At 40.4% G+C, this 21,925-nt stretch carries 17 protein-coding genes and 1 pseudogene; 2 read left to right on the plus strand and 16 right to left on the minus strand.

From position 1 onward, the window contains the following. The first annotated feature begins 67 nt into the window (after positions 1 to 67). On the plus strand, positions 68 to 1,564 hold the full coding sequence (locus BMZ99_RS04760; protein ID WP_090933457.1) for an IMP dehydrogenase: 1,497 nt from the start codon (positions 68 to 70) through the stop codon (positions 1,562 to 1,564). A gap of 268 nt (positions 1,565 to 1,832) precedes the next feature. On the opposite strand, the gene BMZ99_RS04765 is transcribed toward BMZ99_RS04760, so the two are convergent. From BMZ99_RS04765 to BMZ99_RS04820, 12 genes are all read right to left on the minus strand, one after another. Then, a complete protein-coding gene (locus tag BMZ99_RS04765) occupies positions 1,833 to 2,153 on the minus strand; it encodes a hypothetical protein (protein ID WP_139214738.1) in 321 nt (106 codons plus the stop codon). Between the two features lie 146 nt (positions 2,154 to 2,299). After that, positions 2,300 to 2,677, minus strand: a complete 378-nt coding sequence (locus BMZ99_RS04770) for a hypothetical protein (RefSeq protein ID WP_245754822.1) — start codon at positions 2,675 to 2,677, stop codon at positions 2,300 to 2,302. Positions 2,678 to 3,131: 454 nt separating this feature from the next. Then, on the minus strand, positions 3,132 to 3,893 hold the full coding sequence (locus BMZ99_RS04775) for a sulfite exporter TauE/SafE family protein (RefSeq protein WP_090933461.1): 762 nt from the start codon (positions 3,891 to 3,893) through the stop codon (positions 3,132 to 3,134). Between the two features lie 245 nt (positions 3,894 to 4,138). Beyond that, entirely contained in the window at positions 4,139 to 6,184 is a 2,046-nt protein-coding gene (locus BMZ99_RS04780) for a methyl-accepting chemotaxis protein (protein WP_090933463.1), read from the minus strand. Positions 6,185 to 6,256: 72 nt separating this feature from the next. Further along, on the minus strand, positions 6,257 to 7,615 hold the full coding sequence (locus tag BMZ99_RS04785; RefSeq protein ID WP_090933465.1) for an MFS transporter: 1,359 nt from the start codon (positions 7,613 to 7,615) through the stop codon (positions 6,257 to 6,259). Positions 7,616 to 7,652: 37 nt separating this feature from the next. After that, on the minus strand, positions 7,653 to 8,561 hold the full coding sequence (locus BMZ99_RS04790) for a hydroxymethylglutaryl-CoA lyase (protein ID WP_090933467.1): 909 nt from the start codon (positions 8,559 to 8,561) through the stop codon (positions 7,653 to 7,655). 16 nt (positions 8,562 to 8,577) lie between these two features. After that, positions 8,578 to 9,771, minus strand: a complete 1,194-nt coding sequence (locus BMZ99_RS04795; protein ID WP_090933469.1) for a CaiB/BaiF CoA transferase family protein — start codon at positions 9,769 to 9,771, stop codon at positions 8,578 to 8,580. Positions 9,772 to 10,005: 234 nt separating this feature from the next. Continuing rightward, positions 10,006 to 11,961, minus strand: coding sequence for a sigma 54-interacting transcriptional regulator (locus BMZ99_RS04800; protein WP_090933471.1), 1,956 nt, complete (start codon positions 11,959 to 11,961; stop codon positions 10,006 to 10,008). A 117-nt stretch (positions 11,962 to 12,078) separates the two neighbouring features. Next, positions 12,079 to 12,552 (minus strand): SsrA-binding protein SmpB, encoded by a 474-nt coding sequence (gene smpB / locus BMZ99_RS04805; protein WP_007941618.1) that lies wholly within the window; start codon positions 12,550 to 12,552, stop codon positions 12,079 to 12,081. A gap of 29 nt (positions 12,553 to 12,581) precedes the next feature. Beyond that, the gene (gene rnr, locus BMZ99_RS04810; protein WP_090933473.1) at positions 12,582 to 14,906 is read right to left on the minus strand and encodes a ribonuclease R; all 2,325 of its coding nucleotides are present in this window, start codon (positions 14,904 to 14,906) and stop codon (positions 12,582 to 12,584) included. Continuing rightward, positions 14,903 to 15,304, minus strand: coding sequence for a PaaI family thioesterase (locus tag BMZ99_RS04815; protein WP_090933475.1), 402 nt, complete (start codon positions 15,302 to 15,304; stop codon positions 14,903 to 14,905). Before BMZ99_RS04815 ends, rnr begins: the two co-directional genes overlap by 4 nt. A gap of 55 nt (positions 15,305 to 15,359) precedes the next feature. After that, entirely contained in the window at positions 15,360 to 16,109 is a 750-nt protein-coding gene (locus BMZ99_RS04820; RefSeq protein WP_139214739.1) for an alpha/beta hydrolase, read from the minus strand. 341 nt (positions 16,110 to 16,450) lie between these two features. Between BMZ99_RS04820 and BMZ99_RS04825 the strand changes: the two genes are divergently transcribed. After that, complete coding sequence (locus tag BMZ99_RS04825; RefSeq protein WP_090933498.1) at positions 16,451 to 17,011, plus strand: beta-class carbonic anhydrase; 561 nt, start codon at positions 16,451 to 16,453, stop codon at positions 17,009 to 17,011. Positions 17,012 to 17,118: 107 nt separating this feature from the next. Here the strand turns inward: BMZ99_RS04825 and BMZ99_RS04830 are convergent, their stop codons facing one another. The 4 genes and pseudogenes from BMZ99_RS04830 to eno all read right to left on the minus strand — a co-directional run. Further along, complete coding sequence (locus BMZ99_RS04830; RefSeq protein WP_090933477.1) at positions 17,119 to 18,474, minus strand: TrpB-like pyridoxal phosphate-dependent enzyme; 1,356 nt, start codon at positions 18,472 to 18,474, stop codon at positions 17,119 to 17,121. Positions 18,475 to 18,980: 506 nt separating this feature from the next. After that, the gene (locus tag BMZ99_RS04835; protein WP_090933479.1) at positions 18,981 to 20,981 is read right to left on the minus strand and encodes a sodium-translocating pyrophosphatase; all 2,001 of its coding nucleotides are present in this window, start codon (positions 20,979 to 20,981) and stop codon (positions 18,981 to 18,983) included. A gap of 143 nt (positions 20,982 to 21,124) precedes the next feature. Next, entirely contained in the window at positions 21,125 to 21,358 is a 234-nt protein-coding gene (gene secG, locus BMZ99_RS04840; protein ID WP_090933481.1) for a preprotein translocase subunit SecG, read from the minus strand. A 302-nt stretch (positions 21,359 to 21,660) separates the two neighbouring features. Continuing rightward, a pseudogene (gene eno / locus BMZ99_RS04845) lies at positions 21,661 to 21,925 on the minus strand (phosphopyruvate hydratase); the annotation flags it as partial.

Here is a 21,925-nt window from a genome sequence, read left to right on the forward strand (position 1 = left end):
AAGTTGACACCACCTATTAACTTTGATACAATAGTCAAAATTTGTATAGGAAGGCGGCAATGCGACAATGGCATTCTATTATAAGGAAGTTTCTCGAACCTTTAGCGAATATCTCCTTGTACCTAATCTTACAAGAAAAGATTGTATCCCCAGCAAAGTAAGTTTAAAAACCCCAATTGTAAAATTTAAAAAAGATGAGGAGCCCCCAATTGAAATCAATATCCCTTTTGTTTCCGCAATCATGCAGTCTGTATCCGATGATAATTTAGCTATTGCTCTTTCTAAATGTGGAGGCTTATCCTTTATTTTTGGTTCTCAACCGATTGAAGAACAGGCAGAAATGGTGAGCAGAGTAAAGAATTTCAAAGCTGGCTTCGTGGTTAGTAATGCCAATCTTTCACCCGAACAAACCTTAAAAGATGTTGTAGAATTAAAATCAAAATTAGGCCATGCCACCATTGCCATTACAGAGGATGGAACGCTTAACTCTAAATTAGTGGGCATTGTTACTAGCAGAGATTATCGAATGAGCCGGGATCCTTTAGACCGAAAAATCAAAGAATTCATGACACCGTTTTCAAAACTCATCGTCAGCACAACAAATACCAGCCTCAAGGAGGCCAATGATATTATCTGGGAGCATAAGCTGAATTGTCTGCCCATCATCAACGATCAGCAGCATCTGGCATATTTCGTCTTCAGAAAAGATTATGAGGATCACAAAGAAAATCCCCTGCAGCTTTTAGACTCCGAAAAACGATATATGGTTGGTGCAGGTATTAATACAAGAGACTACAAAGAGCGGGTTCCTGCATTAGTTAAGGCGGGAGTGGACGTGTTATGTGTGGATTCTTCCGACGGCTTTAGTGAATGGCAGGCAGAAACCATAAAATATATAAAAGAAGAGTATAAAGATTCGGTGAAAATTGGTGGCGGAAACGTAGTTGACAAAGAAGGGTTTATGTTCTTCGTTGAGGCTGGTGCGGATTTCGTAAAGGTTGGAATCGGCGGAGGGTCCATCTGTATTACCAGAGAAACGAAAGGGATTGGCAGAGGACAAGCGTCTGCTGTGATCGAAGTTGCACAGGCAAGAGATGATTATTTTAAAGAAACTGGCATCTATATTCCAATCTGCTCCGATGGCGGAGTCGTACATGACTATCACATGGTATTAGCTTTAGCCATGGGAGCTGACTTTATTATGATGGGAAGATATTTTGCAAGATTCGATGAAAGCCCTGCTCCTAAAACAAAGCTTGGCAATAATTACGTGAAAGAATATTGGGGTGAAGGCTCAAAGCGCGCCCGCAACTGGGAACGCTACGATCTCGGGGAAGGCAGTAACCTCAAATTTGAAGAGGGCGTTGACAGCTATGTCCCCTATGCAGGAAAACTAAAAGATAACATTGATGTCACCTTAAGCAAAATTAAGTCAACTTTGTGCAGCTGCGGTGCCATATCCATTAAGGAATTGCAGAAAGTTGCAAGAATAACTCTTGTATCCTCTACCAGCATTGTAGAAGGCGGAGCCCATGATGTAATACTAAAAGAAAACAACTATTAAATAAAATTAAAAACTTTTGAACCGCGAAGACGCGATGAATTCGAAGATCACGAAGGGATGTCATGTTTACTTCGTAACCTTCTTATTCTTCGCGTCTTCGCGATTTAAAATGCTTTTTTTCTGAATCCACCTGTCACTATTGCTAAGTTCGCAATTACAAGTTGTCGTATATATTGATTAATTCACATTGATTTACAATCAGATTCGGCCTATCGGCGGACACTCTGCAAAATGACGAATCCCAGAAAGCCCAGGCTCAGTATCGATACTATTTAACCATTTCTATAGTTGTCGCACAAGTCGTCGGGTCTCTGTCTTTTATCATTGCAAAAAATATTGATAGCACAGTGATCATCATGCCTCTTATCGTAGTCCATGCAATCATGTTTCTTGTCGTTGCAGAAAATGTTGATGGCACAGTGGCCCTCCTTTTTATCGTCCTCCATATCATCGTGCTTCTTTCCGTTGCAGAAAATATTGATGACGCAGTGACCTTCCTTTTTATCGTCCCCCATATCATCATGCTTCTTTCCATTGCAGAAAATATTGATGACGCAATTCTGTTTTTTATCGCAACAACCTCTACCATCTTCTTCCATAGAAACATCTCCTTTTCAGTTTTGTTATATTCTATGCAACATAATCCCACCGTGCTACAGAACACGGAACTAATAAAATTGAGACTCAGACCTTCAGATGCAGTATAAAAACCCAGAAGACAAGGGAGAATGTATCCTACTTTTTACCATTATACTCATCATCATTGCGACAGCTTATGTTAATTACATGATCTTTTTCATGGCACTTGCCATCATCCTTATCATGACACTTCCTGCCGGGAACAATAAATAGAATTTCGGATACATTTATTGCAACGATTGTGCCTTCCGGAATTTCAGCCCCGTGGCGTTCACAAAATGGACATGTTAATTGAATAAAGATAGATTCATGAAAGCAACGACGTCTCCTGTGACGATGATGACGTCTTTCTTCTTTTCCCCCTAGAAATGTTCCAGTCAACCTTACCAGATTATCATGAACTACCGTATCAAGAACTACTGTTATAACGACGCCACATGTAATATCGAATCCTTTCCCTTTTGGAAATTCCATATTTTACCTCCTATTTAAATCTCCTCTCTTAAGTATAATATTCGCCAAAGCACCGTAAAGTGCTACGCATAATAAATCGAATAATGAGCTATCCATTAATCGAGAGGAAAAATACGAGACAGGGATTATGTTTCATTCTTGAAAACAACATCCCTGTCCCCGAGTTTCTACTAATGGCAGATAAGTCGCTGAATTTTATTTCTTTTTCTTAAGTTGACGACATTGCATGCATAGCATGTGGTATTCTGCTTACGCAAAAATAGATAATGCTTTATAAATGCAAAATGCAATTTATAAAGCATTATCTTATCACTACATACTTACTCTTTCCAAATCAGATCACTCACAATAAGACCTTCTTGTCTCTCAAGTGTTCTGCAACTCCCCTTCTTCTACAAGATAAATGCGACTAAGATTCAGGTGGAATTTATAACTCCATCGCAAATAGTCTTCTTTAGCGACCAAATAGCAGCAGCAGTCCGCCAAATATGGGGACAGCTACCATGGATATCTTTAAAATAAATGGATCTAATCGCCTGGTAAATTTTGCTCCAATATAGGCTCCTACGATCAGTCCTGTGGTTACTTTAAAGAGCAGCAGTACATCCAAATGACCAGCCGTTAAATAACCCAATCCGCCCAACAATGCAATCGGCAGAATGACAAGCATGGTTGTACCCGCCGACTGATGAATTGACATATGAAAAAAGATTAATAAGCCAATTTGAATAAACGGAGTCGCACCAATCCCAAAGGTTCCCGATAAAACTCCTGTAACAAGACCAAGACCGGATGCCGTTAACCAGAAAGATATTCCGACGGGACCCTCTTCACTTTCACTTCGAGAAAAGATTCCCTTATTAGCAAAAAAGATTCTTAGAAAAAGCAAAAGAGCTGATAGCAGCAGCATGCAAGCAGTCATCCATTTAAGCTCTTTTGCCGGTAATCCAGCTGCAATCTGCGCTCCAATAAAAGCGCCTATAGCACCGAAAATACCAATTGCTATACCATTTTTCACCACCACATTTCCTTCTCGAAAATGGCTGTATGCACCAGATATCATCGTAAAAATCATAGCGCTAAGCGACGTTCCCAAAGCAGTATGTATGGGAATACCGAATACTACGGTTAAAACCGCAATCACCACACCAGCACCACCGGCACCAATAAAACCAAGCAATAACCCTAATGCAAACATTACAAGAACAATCAGCATAATTTAAACTCCTTTTCTTCATAAATCGATAGCTCGAAACCGCTGAAAAGAAGTATTAAAACCAACTCTAGCGTGTCGTGAATTACTATCAACATGAATCCATTTTATATCTCTTCGCAGTAACAAATATTTATTATTTATTTGTTATTAAAATATAAATCTCCTGCAAAATCGATCTAAATTGAACTTGTAATTTTTTTATTAAGATGTATTCTTTTTGAATTCGCCTAGTAGACTCCACCTTGTTATGTTATAAATTTTTCCACTGCTGTTTGCATATCCCCCGCCGCATTAGCTAACCCTTGGCTTGAAGAAGCAATTTCTTGCACGGAAGCAGATTGCTCTTCAGTAGCAGCAGAAACAGTTTGAGATTCTGTTGCATTCTCTTTGCTGACTTTATCAATTCTATGAACATATTCAACAACCTCTTGGCTACCTAATGCAATCTGATCCATTTCTTGTTGCATTTCTTGTATTTGCGTAGATAATTGAACTACCGAGGCAGAAATACTCTGAAAGGTCTCGTCCGCAATAGAGACTATGTCAATGCCCACTTGTACACCTTCCCCACTAGCTTGCGCTGCTATAATGGCTTCATTCATATCCTGTTCATTTTTCTTAATCAGATTTGCAATCTGCTGAGCCGCCTGATTCGATCCTTCCGCTAACTTTCGCACTTCTTCTGCTACTACAGCAAAACCTCTCCCATGTTCACCTGCCCTTGCAGCCTCAATAGCAGCATTAAGAGCCAAGAGATTCGTCTGTCCTGCTATTGAAGAAATCAAGCTGATGATTTCACCAATTTTACATGATCCCTTTGCCAGTTCTTTAATAACATCATGTAAAACTTCTGAACTTTTTCCAATCTGTTTCATTTGTTCAGTAGCTTTCTCAATTGCTTGCCGCCCATTATCAGTTGCATTAGATGTTTCCGTCGCAATACCAGCCACCATCTTAGCAGTTTCTGATGTTTGTTTAATCTTTGCTGATATTTCCGCTATAACCGTTGACATGCTATTTATCTCTGCGGCTTGTTGCCCTGAACCTTGAGCAATTTGCGTAATTGATGCTGCTACCTGATTTGCCGTGTCAGCCGACTGCTGAGCACTGGCGGTTAATTCTTCACTAGATGCCGCAACAAGTTCAGCTTGAGATTGAGTCGTAATAATGACATGACGTAAATGATCTGTCATTTTTTGAAAGGCGCCAGCCAATTGTCCAATTTCATCCTCTGATTGAATAGCAGTCTGTCGTAAACGTAAATCACCCGCAGACACCAATAGCGCTTCATCTCGCATTACAGTAATTGGCTGCGCAAATTGCTTACTGACGTATAAAATAAATAATGAAGCGATCAGCGTACACCCTAATAATACAAAAACAACGATTTGAGTCAAAGACGATACATCTTTTGTGACTTCCGTTTCAGGTGCCGTGACCATCAGAACCCATCGCTGTCCACCAGCTAGGTTGATAGCTGTAGCGACAGCAACATTAGTAACATCATTAAATAAAATGTATTCCCCAGATGCTTGTTGATTACTTGCTAAAGAATTCTTAAACAAATTAATTAATCGATTATCCAATTCACCCGCTTGTAAGGTAACCTCTGGATTAACAGTCTTTTGCGCTATATTCAATTTACCAATTAATTCCGGCTCGTTAGGGTATGCAATGATCTTACCTGTAGCATCAGCCAAAAATCCATATCCAGATTCCTGAAACTTTATTTCTTCTATCAAAGAGCTTAAACTGTCTAAAGAATATGCAGCAGTAATTACACCTGTCAAATTTCCATTATACAAGACAGGAACTGCAACTTGTATAGACAATTTTCCAGTGGCTCTCGCAATGACAGGATCTGATACATATGGTACTTTGGTATTTACAATCTTTTTGAAATATTCACGATCTCCCAGATATCCAGTCGTCCCATCTGACTTTACTGCGTTACCGTCAGGATAGATGAATGCTATTACATCAAATTTTCCAATTCGCTGTTTTTCCGCTATCATAATCTCCATGATTTGTTTCGAATCGCTACCATTTCTAACATTTGGAATCGCAGCTAAATCCTCTACACGAAGAGTTAACTCATTTATACTACTCTGAACCCGATTAGCATAATCAGTACCCACTGACATCGCCGTTTGATTAACACTTTTTACAAGGAACTGTTTTGAAAAATAATAACTAACTCCAGACATAAGCCCTAAAGATAAAACCAGTAAAGATGTGAAAATAATCAATAAACGTATCCTCACACTTGATATTTTGAATTTAGCTTTCATATAATTCCCTTTCCATATTTCAAGAATATATTCCCACTTATCAAATTAACAAAATTATTATTTATTTTGTCATCATATGCGAGGCCGCTCCAATGGATCTTCAACCGGCTCAATAATCGTTGAAACAATTAACAGGCAAATCATTGAACCAACAGCCATTGAGGCAAATACCGCATTCCAGCTGAATTTATCCAAAATAATTCCGACAATAAGAGGAAAACAAGCTCCGCCAAGCTGACCGCCTGTGTTAACAATTCCCCACGCAATTGGATATTGTTCTTTATCAACCCGTCCCATAGGATAGCAGGCAAAAGCGGAATATCCTAAGCTAAAGAACACACCTGTGATAAAGAGCAGCATCGCCAGCAAAATAGGATCATTAGGGGCATGTACCAATGAATACATCATCAAACTTGCAGAAAAGGCGGTAACCATCATCAGCGGCTTACGACGCTTATTTAAATATTTATCCGATAACCAACCACCAAGAAAGTTACCTACTACTGTCCCGGCAAAAGGTGATGCCGCAACAAAAGCAGTTTTCATAATCGCGAATTTTTTTATAGTAACCAAGTATGTCGGCAGCCAAGACATCATAATACTGGAAATACCAATAATAAAGAAATACCCTAATGCTGCACCATAAATATCCCAGGAACGAAACACCTGCTTAGAAGTATTGAGGGGTACAACTTTTTTTGCACGAACTATTTTATCCAACCACCAGAGATTATACTCTTTCTTTCGCTCCACCTTCGCTACAGCCGTTTCTTCTGTTTGAATATATTGAAGTTCTGACGCTGAAACAAATTTGCTTTCTCCTGGCTGACTTCTAACCATGAGATACCAGAATATCGACAACAACACTCCTGGTATCATGAAGAATAGAAAAATTTCTCGCCAGCCAAAGGTCATAATAATCCAAGCACATAATGGAGGAACAACCAAAGGACCGACTTTAGATCCCGCCAAAAATATGCCCGTAGCCGTTCCCTTTTCTTTTGCAGGAAACCAATTGTTAATGGTTGCTGTGCAGCCAATCACAACGGGAGACTCTGCCAACCCCACCATTGTACGAAGAATTTTGAGATGAAAGGCAGAGTCTACGACTCCCATCATTCCCGTAAAGGCAGAAGTTAAAAACATGCCCGCAGTAAACATTTTGCGAATACCAAATCGACTCGTCAAAAATCCTGAAGGGATTTGCCCAAGAGAATATCCGATAAAGAATAAGCTAATAAGAGCTCCCGCCTCCGTATTGCTCATGGCAAACTCTTCGCGGATATAGGGCAGAGCAAAACCGATATTTGCCCTGTCAGCATTAGCAACTGTGTAAATTATAAAGATAAACAACATCACCCACCAGCGATAATTTGTCATTTTCCCCATAGTCACTTTTGCTGCGGTAGTGTTTTTTTCAGCTAAGGTCATTATGAATCCTCCTCTTATAATTGCACCAAATGCATTTTTATATATCGTCATATTGACGGGCATATGCCATGTGTCCCGTCAAGACGGTTTGAATTCGTTCTCGCACCATTTGAACCACGGTTAAATATCGCTCCAGATGGATACCAGTAGAGATCCCCATACCATGAAACATATTTACCAAATCTTCTGTAGCTGTATTTCCAGCAGCTCCCGGAGCAAAGGGGCATCCGCCTAAACCGCCGATAGAAGACTCAAATATGGTAATACCAGCATCCAGACCTGCCAGCGTATTGGCAAGACCCATACCACGAGTATCATGAAGGTGTAGACCAAAGGATACATCAGAGAATCTATTTTTTACGGTTCTCGCTCGCTCATACACCTGCTTAGGATGGGCAACTCCAATGGTATCGCATAAAACTACTGATTGCACGCCAATTTGCAGTGCTGACTCAATCAGGCTAATTACCATTTCATCATTTACTTTGCCCCCCAGGGGGCAGCCGAAGGCTGTAGCAACATCCAATCTCACTGCCAACTCTGGTACTTGGGTGACAATCTTTCGAAGATCTTCCAACGACTGTTCTCTTGTTCGATTTATATTTGCAAGATTGTGTTGTTCACTTGCTGATATCACATAGGTTACTTCTTTAATGCCGCACTCATAGGCTTTTTTTGCCCCTGTTAAATTGGGGACAAGAGCAAGTCCCTTAAAGGTATCTCCCGCTGCCTGAGCAGTTGTTTTTGCAATCTGGGCTGCATCGACCATCTGAGGTATCGCCTTAGGATGAACAAAAGACGTTACTTCCATAACCTGCACTCCCGCAGCAATCATGCCGTCTATTACCTGTTGCTTCACTTTAGTTTCAATAAAAGTTTTAATATTTTGAAAACCATCCCGAGGACCAACCTCAACGATCTGAACTTGTTTAGGAAACGCTAACATATCCTTACCTCCCCTCTTATAATAGACCATCCTTTTTCATAGCCGCGATTTCATCTGCACTCAGACCCAGAAACGCCTTATATACTTCTTCATTATGCTGACCAAGCAGGGGAGCCGGCGCTTTAATACAAGGTTTCGTATCCGAAAGTTTTATATGACTGCCCGTAATTTTCATCTTGCCTGCTTTGGGATGATCTACTTCTACAAACATTTCCCGAGCACCAGCAATATGCGGATCATTGACAACTTGCTCAATATTATTAATCGGAGCTGCGGGAATGCCAGCTGCGAGCAATGCATCAACAATTTCTTTCACAGGTTTTGTAACTGTCCAAGCTTCTACAAGGACTTTTACCTCCTCATGCCGCTGTACTCGTTTCCAGTTGGTATCAAATTCAGCTTTTTCCCCTAATTCCGGCTGTCCCATGATGATACATAGCTTTTGCCATAACTTATCATTGGCAGCGCCAATCACCAAACTCCCATCATTGGCTTTAAAAGAATCATAAGGATAAGTGGACTCATATCGATTGCCAATCCGCTGAGGCAGACGCCCTTCTACTAAGTAAATTTGATTAATAATTTCCATGCTTGCCACTGTTGCATCCACTAAGGAAACATCTACTTTCTGTCCATGTCCTGTAACGTCTCGATGGCGCAAGGCGGCTAAAAGACCGATGGCAACGGAAAGTCCGGCCAAAATATCCGACATAGCAGTCCCCGTCCTTGTTGGTTCACCACCAGGCCAGCCTGTCGTACTCATAAGCCCGCTCATCGCCTGACCAATGATGTCATATCCCGCCCGATCCTTATACGGTCCATAATGACCAAACCCAGACACCGCCCCATAAACAATCTTTGGATTAATTTTTTTCAGTTCTTCATAGCCGAGCCCAAGTTTTTCCATGGTTCCAGGGCGATAATTTTCTACTACAATATCAGCCTTTTTTACCATCTCTAAGAAAATTTCTTTGCCCCGTCCCTTTAAATTCAAAGTAACACCTTTTTTATTACGATTCAAATTCATGTAATAAGAACTTTCTCCATTAACAAATGGTCCGAATTGTCTGCTATCATCTCCGCTTTTGGGAACCTCAATTTTTATTACCTCTGCTCCCATATCCGCCAACATCATCGTGGCAAAAGGTCCGGCAAGCACCCTCGTCAAATCTAGAACTTTTACTCCTGCTAATGCGCCATTATACTGCATCTGTAACTCCTCCTACCTGTTTTGTTTTTTAAAAAGGCCTTCCCAATGCTTTTACTTTTTCAGGCCGTCTATCACTATATGTAGCAAAAAGCATGCCAATACTAAAACCCTTTAGTATTGGCATGCTTACAAAAATTATATTTCATTATTGAAACGCAGCTTTCATTTTTCAATCCTAATCTTCTTTAATTCTTTTAATATTATTTCGTATCATTTTAGAAACATTAAATTCCACTATTGAAACATTTTTAAGCTATCGCTAATTTTACCCTTTCGCCACAAAGTAGTACGACCAATTCCTAACTTTTTTGCCGCCAATTCTTGTTTTTGATCACATCTTGCCAGCATGGTATCAATGATTATTTTTTCCACTTGTTCAATCGCCGACTTTAATCCCTGGTCTAAATCCACTTTGATCGCAATGGAATCATGATTGGGATTAGAGACAGAATCATACATTACTTTTTGCAGTATTTTTTCCAGACTCCATTTTTTTTCTGAAATACTGATCATCAAGGATAACCGTTCCATAATATTATATAATTCTCGAATGTTACCCGGCCAATCATATACAATCAATGCAGATTTTAGTTCCCGTGCTATGGCAGGGGAATCTAAATCTGCAGATAACCGTTCCAAAAATGCCATGGCAAGCACAATAATATCCTCTTTTCGTTCCCTAAGAGGAGGTATTTGTAAATTAAATACATTCAAACGATAATACAAATCTTCACGGAATTCGCCTTGTTCCATTTTTTTCTCAAGATTTTTATTCGTGGCACTAATGATTCGAATATCAATGGGTATAATTTTATCCCCGCCAACTCGCATAATTTCTTTTTCCTGCAGCACCCGAAGCAGCCTTGCCTGCAAAGCTTTAGGAATTTCCCCAATCTCATCTAAGAAGATCGTTCCTTTATGAGCCAGTTCAAATAATCCTTGTTTACCTTCTTTTTTAGCCCCCGTAAAAGCTCCGCCTTCATAGCCAAACAATTCACTTTCCAGTAAATGCTCTGGTATAGCAGCGCAGTTAACAGCTATGAAGGGTCCACTGCTGCGTCTGCTGTGACAATGGATGCTTTGTGAAAATAGCTCTTTTCCTGTGCCAGACTCCCCTTGGATCAATACAGAGGAATCCGTGGTGGCATACAAGGCAGCCATCTCCTTTAGCTCAATCAAGACAGGACTTACCGTCAAAATATCCTTGAAGGTATATTTGGCGATAAAGCCTTTGGCATGCATTTGTTTCCGAATTTGCTGCTCCAAATATTGAATTTTAGTCACATCTTCAAAGGTACTAACAACACCGGACCGTTTGCTGCCAACCATAATCGGAATTCGACTCGTTGCAATAATCCCGCCATTTACATCCTGCAATTCGGCCATTTGCACCTCACCGCTCTCTAACACCTTATGCATTTGCGTATTGGGAATCACATCCTGTACCTTTCTTCCAAGTACTTGTTCACTTGGGATGTTAAATATCCTTTGAGCCGCAGGGTTATATATGGTTACATATCCCAACTCATCCGTGGCAATAACCCCCTGAACGACAGAATCCAATACCACTTTAATCCGAGCGGCTCTGCTGCGTTCTACACGCCTCAACTTAGCTAAATTTATAGCCTCATACATGGAACGATAGACTGCTTCCTCACCGCATTCAATCAAAATACTTTCTAGATTATAGGTTTGGGCTAGTTGTATCGCTAAGATCCCTCCCATAACTAGCGCGATTCCTCTTTTCTTTGCATCTTGAATACCAGCTTCTATATCTTCTTGCAAATGGAACGTATATTCATCAATCTCTAATCCAAGCATTTTTTCAATATCCCGAATACCGGGCATTTTTTCCTTATAAGAAAATAATGCAATCTTTTTATAACATTTTTTCATACAACTTTGATTCTCATATATGGAACGCATCACATCAAATGGTGTAACAGGAATTGCTACTACGGGGATTTCAACTGCTTCTTTAATATATTCAGCAGTCCCACCTCGACTCAGAATCACATCGATCCGAGGCTCAATATTCTTTGCAATAGCTGCTGCCTCGCGAAGAGTAGCCACTGTAATATAAGGATCGAATCCTGTATTCTCTGCCACGTGTTTAAATATCGTAGCCATCCCTGGATAGGTTGAAATTAAAGCCAGCCTTACTTTACTGTTATCTTGAACATCTTTCACCGTCTTTTGCCTCCCTGGGTTTTCCCTATTATATCCTTCGTCGATGCTACAAAAAACCTTCCTATCACATTCTTTAAATAATAAAAAGCAGGCTCTACAGGAGAGCCTACTTTTTATTTATTCTTTTTGCCTTTCACGAAATGCGCGATCCATTTCTCGTTTGGCATCTCGCTCTGCCATGTCTTGACGTTTATCAAAGTTTTTCTTTCCTGTAGCCAATCCTAATTGCAATTTTGCTAGACCGTGAGCAAAATACATTTTCAGTGGCACCAAAGTGTATCCTTTTTCTTTGGTTTTTCCAAGCAATTTATCAATTTCGCTTCGATGCATTAATAGCTTCCGTACGCGCAGTGGTTCGTGGTTAAAGCGATTTCCTGCATCATAGGGACTAATATGTGCATTATGCAGCATGAGCTCAGATTTTTCAATCCTGGCATAAGCATCCTTTAAGTTGGCTTTGCCTGCCCGCAGAGATTTCACTTCTGTCCCTGTCAGCACGATGCCCGTCTCATAACTTTCATGTATATGAAAGTCATGTCTGGCTTTCCTGTTTTCTGTAATGATTTTAATACTGGCTGTTGCATCTTTCAAAAAACTCACCTCGATACTACATTATCTCTTTATTTCTTTTTTTGTTTATTTCTTTTTGTCTTTAATTTTGCACGGCTTACCACAGCCTTCTTCGCCTTACTGTTCTTATTCTTCGCAGCCGAGACAGTTCTTCGACCATTGCCAGCTCCTTCGCTTTTCACACCATTTCTTTGAGGTCTTCCTCCACTAGGTCTTCGATTTATCGATCGTTCAATCCAGGCGCTGTTGGACTCTAAGACGAAGTCGATGTTGCGTTCTTCCGGACTGACTCTGGTGAGGATGACTTTTACTGCATCACCCAGACGATATATCTTATGACTGCGCTCACCAATTAAGGAATATTGCTCTTCCACATATTGATAATAGTCATCTTCCATACTAGATACACGTACTAGACCTTCTACTCCATTATCCAGCTCCACAAAAATCCCAAAGGCCGTAACCCCGTTAATGATCCCGTCAAAATGCTCTCCTACAAACTGCGCCATATATTCTACAGTTTTTAGAGAAACAGTTTCCCGCTCTGCTTCAGCAGCCGCCCGTTCTCTTTCAGAAGAATGCAGGGCAATCTCCGGCAGCATAGCTGCTAGTTTTGCTTTACGTTTTGTTGATATATCTCCTGAATTAAAGGTTTCTCGCAAAATGCGATGTACAATTAAATCAGGATAACGTCGTATGGGGGATGTAAAATGAGTGTAGTAGGTCGCAGCTAATCCAAAGTGTCCTAGGTTTTGCGCTTCATAACGCGCTTGTTTCAATGAACGCAGCATAACGGTACTGATAATCCGTTCTTCTGGACGCCCTGAGATATAATTTAATATTTTCTGTAAGGCAGCAGGCTGTACTTCATCCACCTTGGATAAGCTCTGCCCAAAATTATGCAATAGATTATTTAATTTTACCATTTTTTCCGAATCAGGCTCTTCATGCACACGGAAAACAAAAGGAACCTTTAACTTATGCATATGTTCAGCCACAGTTTCATTTGCCACCAGCATAAATTCTTCAATGATGGATTCAGCTAGACTGCGAACTCGTTTTATAATCTCAATTGGTTTTCCCGTTTCATCTAATTTCACTTTTAGTTCAGGAAAGTCAAAATCGATGGCACCGCGGCGCATCCTTCTTTCTCGCAGGATTCGGCACAGTCGTTCCATATTTTCCAATTGCCCAAGCAATTCTTGATGTCCATGAATTAATTCTTCATCATGTTCCACCAAAATTTTACGTACTACCGTGTAGGAAAAACGTTTCTGTACTCTTATGACACTTGGGAATAATTCATATTTAACCACTTGTCCTTTATGGTCAATTTCCATATGAGCCGACATAGCCAAACGATCTTCGCCAGCATTGAGGCTGCAGATACCGTTCGATAAGCGGCGGGGCAGCATGGGCAATACACGGTCTACCAAATACACACTGGTTCCCCGTTCACTGGCTTCTTTATCCAGTACTGTATTTTCACGGACATAATAACTGACATCTGCAATGTAGACTCCCAGAAGATAGTTGCCGTTTTTTAAACGTTCGACGTATACCCCATCATCCAAATCCTTAGCATCTTCTCCATCAATGGTTACTATTGGCAAATGCCGCAGATCACGTCGACCGGAGATTTCTTCTTCACTAATGGCATCTGGAGCATTTTCGGCAGCCTGCGCAACTTCGGCAGGAAAATCGATGGGCAAATTGTGCCTTTTGATAATAGAGAGAATTTCAATCCCACTGTCGCCCGTATTCCCCAGGACTTCTATGATTTTCCCCTCAGCACTCCGTTTTTTCTCTGGCCACTTAGTAACTTCTACTACTACCTTTGCACCACTCGGAACGATATTTTTTCCGTCCTTCGGAATAAAAATATCCTGGCCCAAACGAAGATCATCAGGAGTTACAAAACCAAAATTGCGGCTGGCTTCATAGGTTCCCACGATACGCGTATTTGCCCGTTTTACAATACGGATAATTTCTCCATCTCTAGATTTCCCTTGCCCGCTCTGGGTGTGTACACGAACAACTACCCTATCGTGATGCATGGCACTCATCATCCCATCTGGAGGAATAAAAATGTCCGTTTCATTTGGTGTTCTTACTTTTTCAGGAATCACGAAACCATATCCCTTATTGCTGGCACTTAACTTCCCTACTACCAGATTCATACGTTCAGGCACTCCGTATTTATCATAGCGAGTTTTAATAATATCTGCATTACTTTCTAGTTCTTCAATAACCTTCCATAATTCGCTTAATTCTGTCCCTTTCAGCTCCATATGCTCGGCTAATTCTTCCGAGGTCAAAGGTTTATATGCTTCTGTTCTCATGAATTCTAAAATTTTTTCTTTTAATACCATCATGATGCTGTATCCTCCACCACTGCAATAGTGGCTTTACCTTCTGCGGTAACAGTCCCATCCGGCAGTGATAATTCACTCTTTATTTCATACAGTTTACCGCGTTGTGATACGATCTTAGCTCTTGCTGTCAATTGCTGTCCAAGGGGAGTCGGCTGACGAAACCGTACTTCCAAACGCGCTGTTACTGCATTAAAACCTTTCATATTAATGTAACGAGCCATTACTTCATCTAAAACAGTACTGACAAGACCGCCATGCATAATACCATCATATCCTTGGTGTTCCGGCTTTGCTGTAAATGTCGTACGATAGGTGTCCTCTTCTTCTACAAACTCAAGTTTTAGTCCAATCGGATTATCCTTACCGCAAGCAAAGCACCACTGATCCCTTAATTCCATTCGCGTCACCTCAATTCTTTATTCAAAACCATTACAGAGTAAACCTAGAGATGCATTATGTCATTATTTTTTCATTCTGTAGAAAATCAATTATCTCCTCAAATACCTGTTCACGTTCTATATCAAGAGTGACAATATGACCAGATTTCTCCAGCCAAACTAGTCTTTTTTCTGCACTGCCCACATGTTCAAAAATATAAGTCGCGCTTCTTGGCTGTACCGTATGTTCAAATCGAGCTTGTACTACTAATAAAGGCGTATTTATTTTAGGCAAACGCGCATCCACATCTTCAATTAAATTCAGCAAACTGCTTAGGCTGCTAAGAGGGGTAGCATTATAACCTACACAATACTGTGAGCCAATACCCGCAAAAGATTTTCGTTTCTTCGGAACAAATTGATATAATACACGGTACAGAGGCAGCATGTCCAAGCGTTTATCAGCAATGTAAATAGGAGTACTAAGCGATACAGCCTTATTGACAGGATATTCCGCTGCCAGTTTTAAGGCCAATAATCCTCCCATGGATAGTCCTACGACAGAGATTTCCTTACATACTGATCTTACTATATGATACCCATCTTCAACTCCGCTATACCATTGAGGCCATTTTGTTTTTGCTAATTCTTCCACTGTTGTTCCATGTCCACTAAGTCTCGGTGCAAAAACAGTATAGCCTTCCTGATGCAATTTTTCACCAAGCAAGCGCATCTCAGCAGGTGAACCGGTAAAACCATGTAACAATAAAACGCCTTTTTCACCGCCGAGTAAAAAAAATGGTTCTGCTCCCTCCATTATTGTCAAAAGCAAACCTCCCCAAAGTTATTGCTATTATTACAATTATACCATTTTATAGAATTAAAATTCTACCTGCCAGAAAGAAAACTTAGTTATATTCCAGATTATAAGATTAAATATTTTTCGTTTCCTTATAGTCGGATTATTCGGCGTATTCCCATTACAGCAGGATAAAAATACCTCCTCGTCGAAGTGAAAAATCGTTATATTCTTCATAATATCTTATATAAAATGCAGATACATATAGCTGGTGTTTTTATTATTGCCATTTATTTTTGCAATAATAATTTAAATTGAGTTAACATATAAATATACGACAAGTATTTTTAGAGAAGGAAGGAATCATGATGCAGGTTTTAGAGCAAGTATTAGTTGCAAATCAAGCTTTTACTAAGAATTTATCAGATCAGTTTGTGCACTTTTTTTCTGAGCCCAGCAAAATGCCTAAACGCCAATTAGCTATTTTTACCTGTATGGATACTAGACTGGTAGACTTTTTAGAACCAGCAATGGGAATCAAGCGTGGTGAAGCTAAAGTAATAAAGAATGCAGGCAACTCTGTTACTGGTCCTTTCGAAGCCACAATCCGTAGTCTAATTGTTGGTATTTTTGAATTGGATGTAAAAGAAGTGCTAGTCATAGGCCACCTAGACTGCGGGGTATCTCACACAACATCTCAGAGTCTGACTGAAAAAATGATCAAGCGAGGAATATCGCCTGATGCGATCAAAATGGTCGAAAAGGAATTGGAAGATTGGCTGGACCATTTTCATAATCCGATTAATAATGTAAAAGAAGTCGTTGACAAAATCCGAAAAAATCCCCTCATTCCCAAAGACGTACCGATTCACGGACTCATGTTTAATCCACATACTGGAGAATTAGAGGTTGTTGTAAACGGCTATTAAATAACAACTATAATCGGCTCAAGGTAGCTCAAGATTAGCTTCCTTCATAAAAGGTAAGGTCACAGATCCATCTGAATCTGCGACCTTACCTTTTATGCCTTCTGATTTTATATCTGTGGCAGCTTAGCGATGTTTCGCTGAATTTCTTCCTCGTCGCAGCGCACATCTACCAGATTGCCAGCCAAGTATTGATCATAAGCTCCCATGTCAAAATGACCATGTCCAGATAAACAAAATAATATCGTCTTACTTTCACCTGACTCTTTTGCTTTAAGAGCTTCAACGATAGCACCTCGAATAGCATGCGCTGCTTCTGGTGCAGGTACAATCCCCTCTGTCTTGGAAAATAAAATGGCAGCTTCAAAAGTTTCTCGCTGATTAAAAGCTTGCGCCTCTATAAAACCATCATGGTAAAGCTGACTCACCAATGGTGATTCACCATGATAACGCAGTCCGCCAGCATGAATACCCGATGGCATAAAACTACTTCCCAAGGTATACATTTTGCTGAGAGGAGTAAGTTTTCCTAAATCACCATAGTCATAAGCAAAAACGCCGCGAGTTAGTGTAGGGCAAGCTGTAGGCTCCACAGCCACAGCCCTCACCTTTGTACCCATAAATTTATCTTGTAAAAAAGGAAACGCAATCCCAGAAAAATTACTCCCCCCACCACAGGCACCTACTACTACATCAGGATAATCTCCGATTTTCTCTAATTGCTTTTTTACTTCCAACCCAATAATGGTCTGATGCAATATGACATGATTCATCACACTTCCAAGGGCATAATTGGTGTCACGATTAGACATGGCGACTTCTACGGCTTCTGATATGGCAATCCCTAGACTGCCATTGGAATTTGGATCAATTGCTAACAAATTTCTCCCAGCTTCTGTCTTCTCTGATGGGCTGGGAATTACGTCTGCTCCATAGATTTGCATAAAAGAGCGTCTGTACGGTTTTTGCTGATAGCTGACCTTCACCATGTAGACAGTACACGCCATGTCATAAAAACTGCAAGCTAAGCTTAATGAGCTTCCCCATTGGCCAGCACCGGTCTCTGTTGTCAGATTTTTAATTCCAGCTATTTTATTGTAATATGCTTGAGGTATAGCAGTATTTACTTTGTGGCTGCCAGCGGGACTGGTCCCTTCATATTTGTAATAGATTTTTGCAGGTGTATCTAAGGCTCTCTCCAAAGCAACGGCACGTATTAAAGGAGTCGGACGCCAGATACGATATTTTTCCATGACTTCATCCGGAATGTCAATCCACCGTTCTTGGCTTACTTCTTGCTTAATCAATTCTAATGGAAAAATGGATGACAAATCTTCGGCAGTAATAGGCTGCTTTGTACCAGGATGTAATGATGGCGCTAATTTATTAGGCATATCCGCCTGAATATTATACCACTGTCTGGGAATTTCACTTTCCGCTAAAATATGCTTTCTGGTTTCATTCATCTACGTATCCCCTTTTCCTTTAATAAATTTACAACTAAAAAAACCTTTCGTCCCATATTAGGACGAAAGGTTATTTCGCTATACCACCCTAGCTGTATACACAGCCACATTTCATAGTACTCCGATACAAAATGTATCTTGTATACTCATTTCCTGCTAACGGTGGAAACTTCCGACAGCGTCTACCCCTAAAAAGGATCGGACTGTATCTCCTAGGCCCATTCCATATGCCGAGCATTGCCAAACTCCCACTGTCATTGGCTCGCTGTAAACCTCTTGCTATATGTACTATCCCTACTCATCGAAAATGTTTTTTTGTAATTCAACGTCATTATAGCAAAGACATTATTTCCCTGTCAATATACTTTCCGATAAATAGCACATTAGTTCTGCAAAATCTTTAAAAATCAGGCAGATATCTTGGCATTCGCATAGTAATAGCAGATTTTATGTTTTGCATTACGTGAAAAAGGTCATTCATCCTTTAGAATGAATGACCTTGCAATCTATGATAATAATAAGGGCGCAATAATTAACGATATCGTGCCTGCTACTTTAATTAGCGGATTCATAGCCGGTCCGGAGGTATCCTTAAAGGGGTCGCCTACCGTGTCACCAATAACAGCAGCAGCATGGGCCGGCGTGCCCTTCCCCCCATATTTCCCTGTTTCAATATATTTTTTGGCATTATCCCATGCACCACCAGCATTAGACATAAACAATGCCAACAACACTCCAGTTGCTGTTGCTCCAGCTAAAAAACCAGCAAGCGCTTTAGCTCCCATAAGAAAACCAACTACTAACGGCATTCCTACTGCAAAAACACCTGGAAGGAGCATCTCACGAAGAGCAGCTTTTGTACTAATATCCACACAAGCCGCATAATCAGGACGGCCAGTGCCCTCCATAATTCCGGGGATTTCTCTAAACTGACGACGAACCTCTTCGATCATCTCAAATGCTGCCTTCCCTACTGCTTCCATAGTCATTGCACACACTAAGAAAGGTAGAGTTGCACCAAGGAAAAGCCCAATGATAACAGTAGGTTCTGTTAAATTGATAACCAAATGACCATTTACCAATAATCCGGATAATTTAGGATTCTTAGCAACCTCTTCACCAAAAGCCGTGAAAAGAGCCAGTGCCGTTAAGGCCGCCGAACCAATAGCAAAGCCTTTAGCAATAGCAGCGGTAGTATTACCTACAGCATCAAGTTTATCAGTCGTTTTGCGCACCTCTGGTCCCAGTTCTGCCATTTCAGCAATACCGCCTGCATTATCAGCAACTGGACCAAAAGAATCTACAGCAACAACCATACCTGCCGTGCACAACATTCCCATAGCCGCCATTGCGATGCCATAAATCCCAGCCTGATTAAAAGCTACCCAAATTGCTGCAGAAAATACAATCATAGGAAGACCAGTACTCCTAAGACCAGTGGCAATACCTGCAATAATATTCGTTGCAGCCCCTGTCTGGCAAGCATCAGCAATATGCTGCGTCGGTGCTTTGGCACTGGAAGTATAATATTCGGTAATCATCCCCACCAGTACATTGACTACTAAGCCTGCTACAATAGCGATAAATATACCAAAACCTTTGTCACCAAAGATCATAGTAGATAGAACATAAGCCATAATTGCTGTCAGGAAATTGGTGCTCCATAGCCCGCGATTCAGAGCTGCCTGAGGATCTCCATCCTCGCCTGTCCGCACTAAAAATATACTAACAATAGCACCAAAGATACCAGCTGCACCAATTAATAAAGGAAATAATACTCCATTCACACCATATAAGGTGTTTCCGATTAACATAGCAGCAATTGCTGTAGCACCATAGGATTCAAATAAATCGGCTCCCATACCTGCTGTATCACCTACATTGTCGCCTACATTATCAGCAATAACAGCAGGATTTCGAGGATCATCTTCTGGAATACCGGCTTCCACTTTACCCACTAAATCCGCTCCTACATCTGCTGCTTTGGTAAAAATACCACCGCCAATACGAGCAAAGAATGCAATAGCACTGGCACCAAAAGCAAAGCTATTGATCACCACAGGATCGCCGAAAATTATGTAAAGTACTGATACGCCTAATAAACCAAGACCTACAACAGACAGACCCATTACTGCTCCTGCTCTAAATGAAACGCTCAATGCTTTATTGAGACTATGTCGAGCAGCTTCTGTGGTCCTTGCGTTGGCCTTGGTTGTTGAAGTCATTCCTACATAACCGGCAACTGCTGAAAATACAGCTCCTACTAAAAAGGATATAGCTAATTTATAACCATCAACAAAAAACAAAACGGCAAAAATAATGACAGTAAAAGGTATTAGCGTCTTATACTGTCGATTGAGATAGGCCATTGCCCCTTCGAAAATAGCTTGGGACAACTCCTTCATTCTTTCATTACCAGAACTTTCACTAAGCACGCTATTCATAAAATATGCCGCAAATAGTAATGCTACTATTCCGGCCAGTGGAGCAATATACAATAAGTCCATTATAACAAATCCTCCCTATATTAAACAAATTTCTTCGTCACTAAGGTCCGGTGCTAAATGGTTGGACATATGCTTCTACATACTCTAATTGTACTGCATTACTTGTTTTATAAATTGTCGCATATCTAGTCTTGTCTAAATGTTTAGTGCATCAGTTTTACTAAGATTAAAGTGATAACAGCAAATACCCCTCCAAGGAACATGGTAATTTTGGATAAGGCTGCATCCAATCCTTTTTTCTGGCCGCCTCCGAGCACACTATCAGCTCCGCCGCCGATTGAACCTGCTAGTCCTCCCCCTTTACCTGACTGCAACACAACAACAGCAATCAATGCGATACACACAATGGCTTCTAAAATCATTAAAAATGTAACCAATGTAATTATAACCCCCTAACACGTCTAGTAATTTTATTGTAACATACTCAAAATCAAATTGACAATGTTTTAACCACTTATTATTTAAATCTCCAGTATTTTGAATACATTTACTGCTACTTCTCCCATTATAGACAAAAATCGCCTTGCCTATACCACATAACAAAACATTTTGAAACGTATTTGCTTTTTTTACCAAAAAAATTTCCTACCCATCATATGATTTCTATCGTAAATACAAAAGCACCGAACAGACAGCAGTGCAGGCTGCTGACTGTTCGGTGTTTATTTTTTAATAACGATTACTTTAAATTATAGAATACTTTACGGCCTTTGTACTGGGAAATCGTACTCAATTCTTCTTCAATACGAAGCAATTGATTGTATTTGGCAACACGGTCTGAACGGGTAGGTGCGCCTGTTTTAATTTGACCAGCATTTACTGCTACTGCAATATCCGCAATCGTGGAATCTTCTGTTTCACCGGAACGATGAGAAATTACGCAAGTATAGCCTGCGCGTTTTGCCATTTCAATCGTATCAAATGTTTCGGTTAGGGAACCGATT

Origin of the sequence: Pelosinus propionicus DSM 13327 (assembly GCF_900114615.1) — a bacterium.
Lineage (GTDB): Bacteria > Bacillota > Negativicutes > DSM-13327 > DSM-13327 > Pelosinus > Pelosinus propionicus.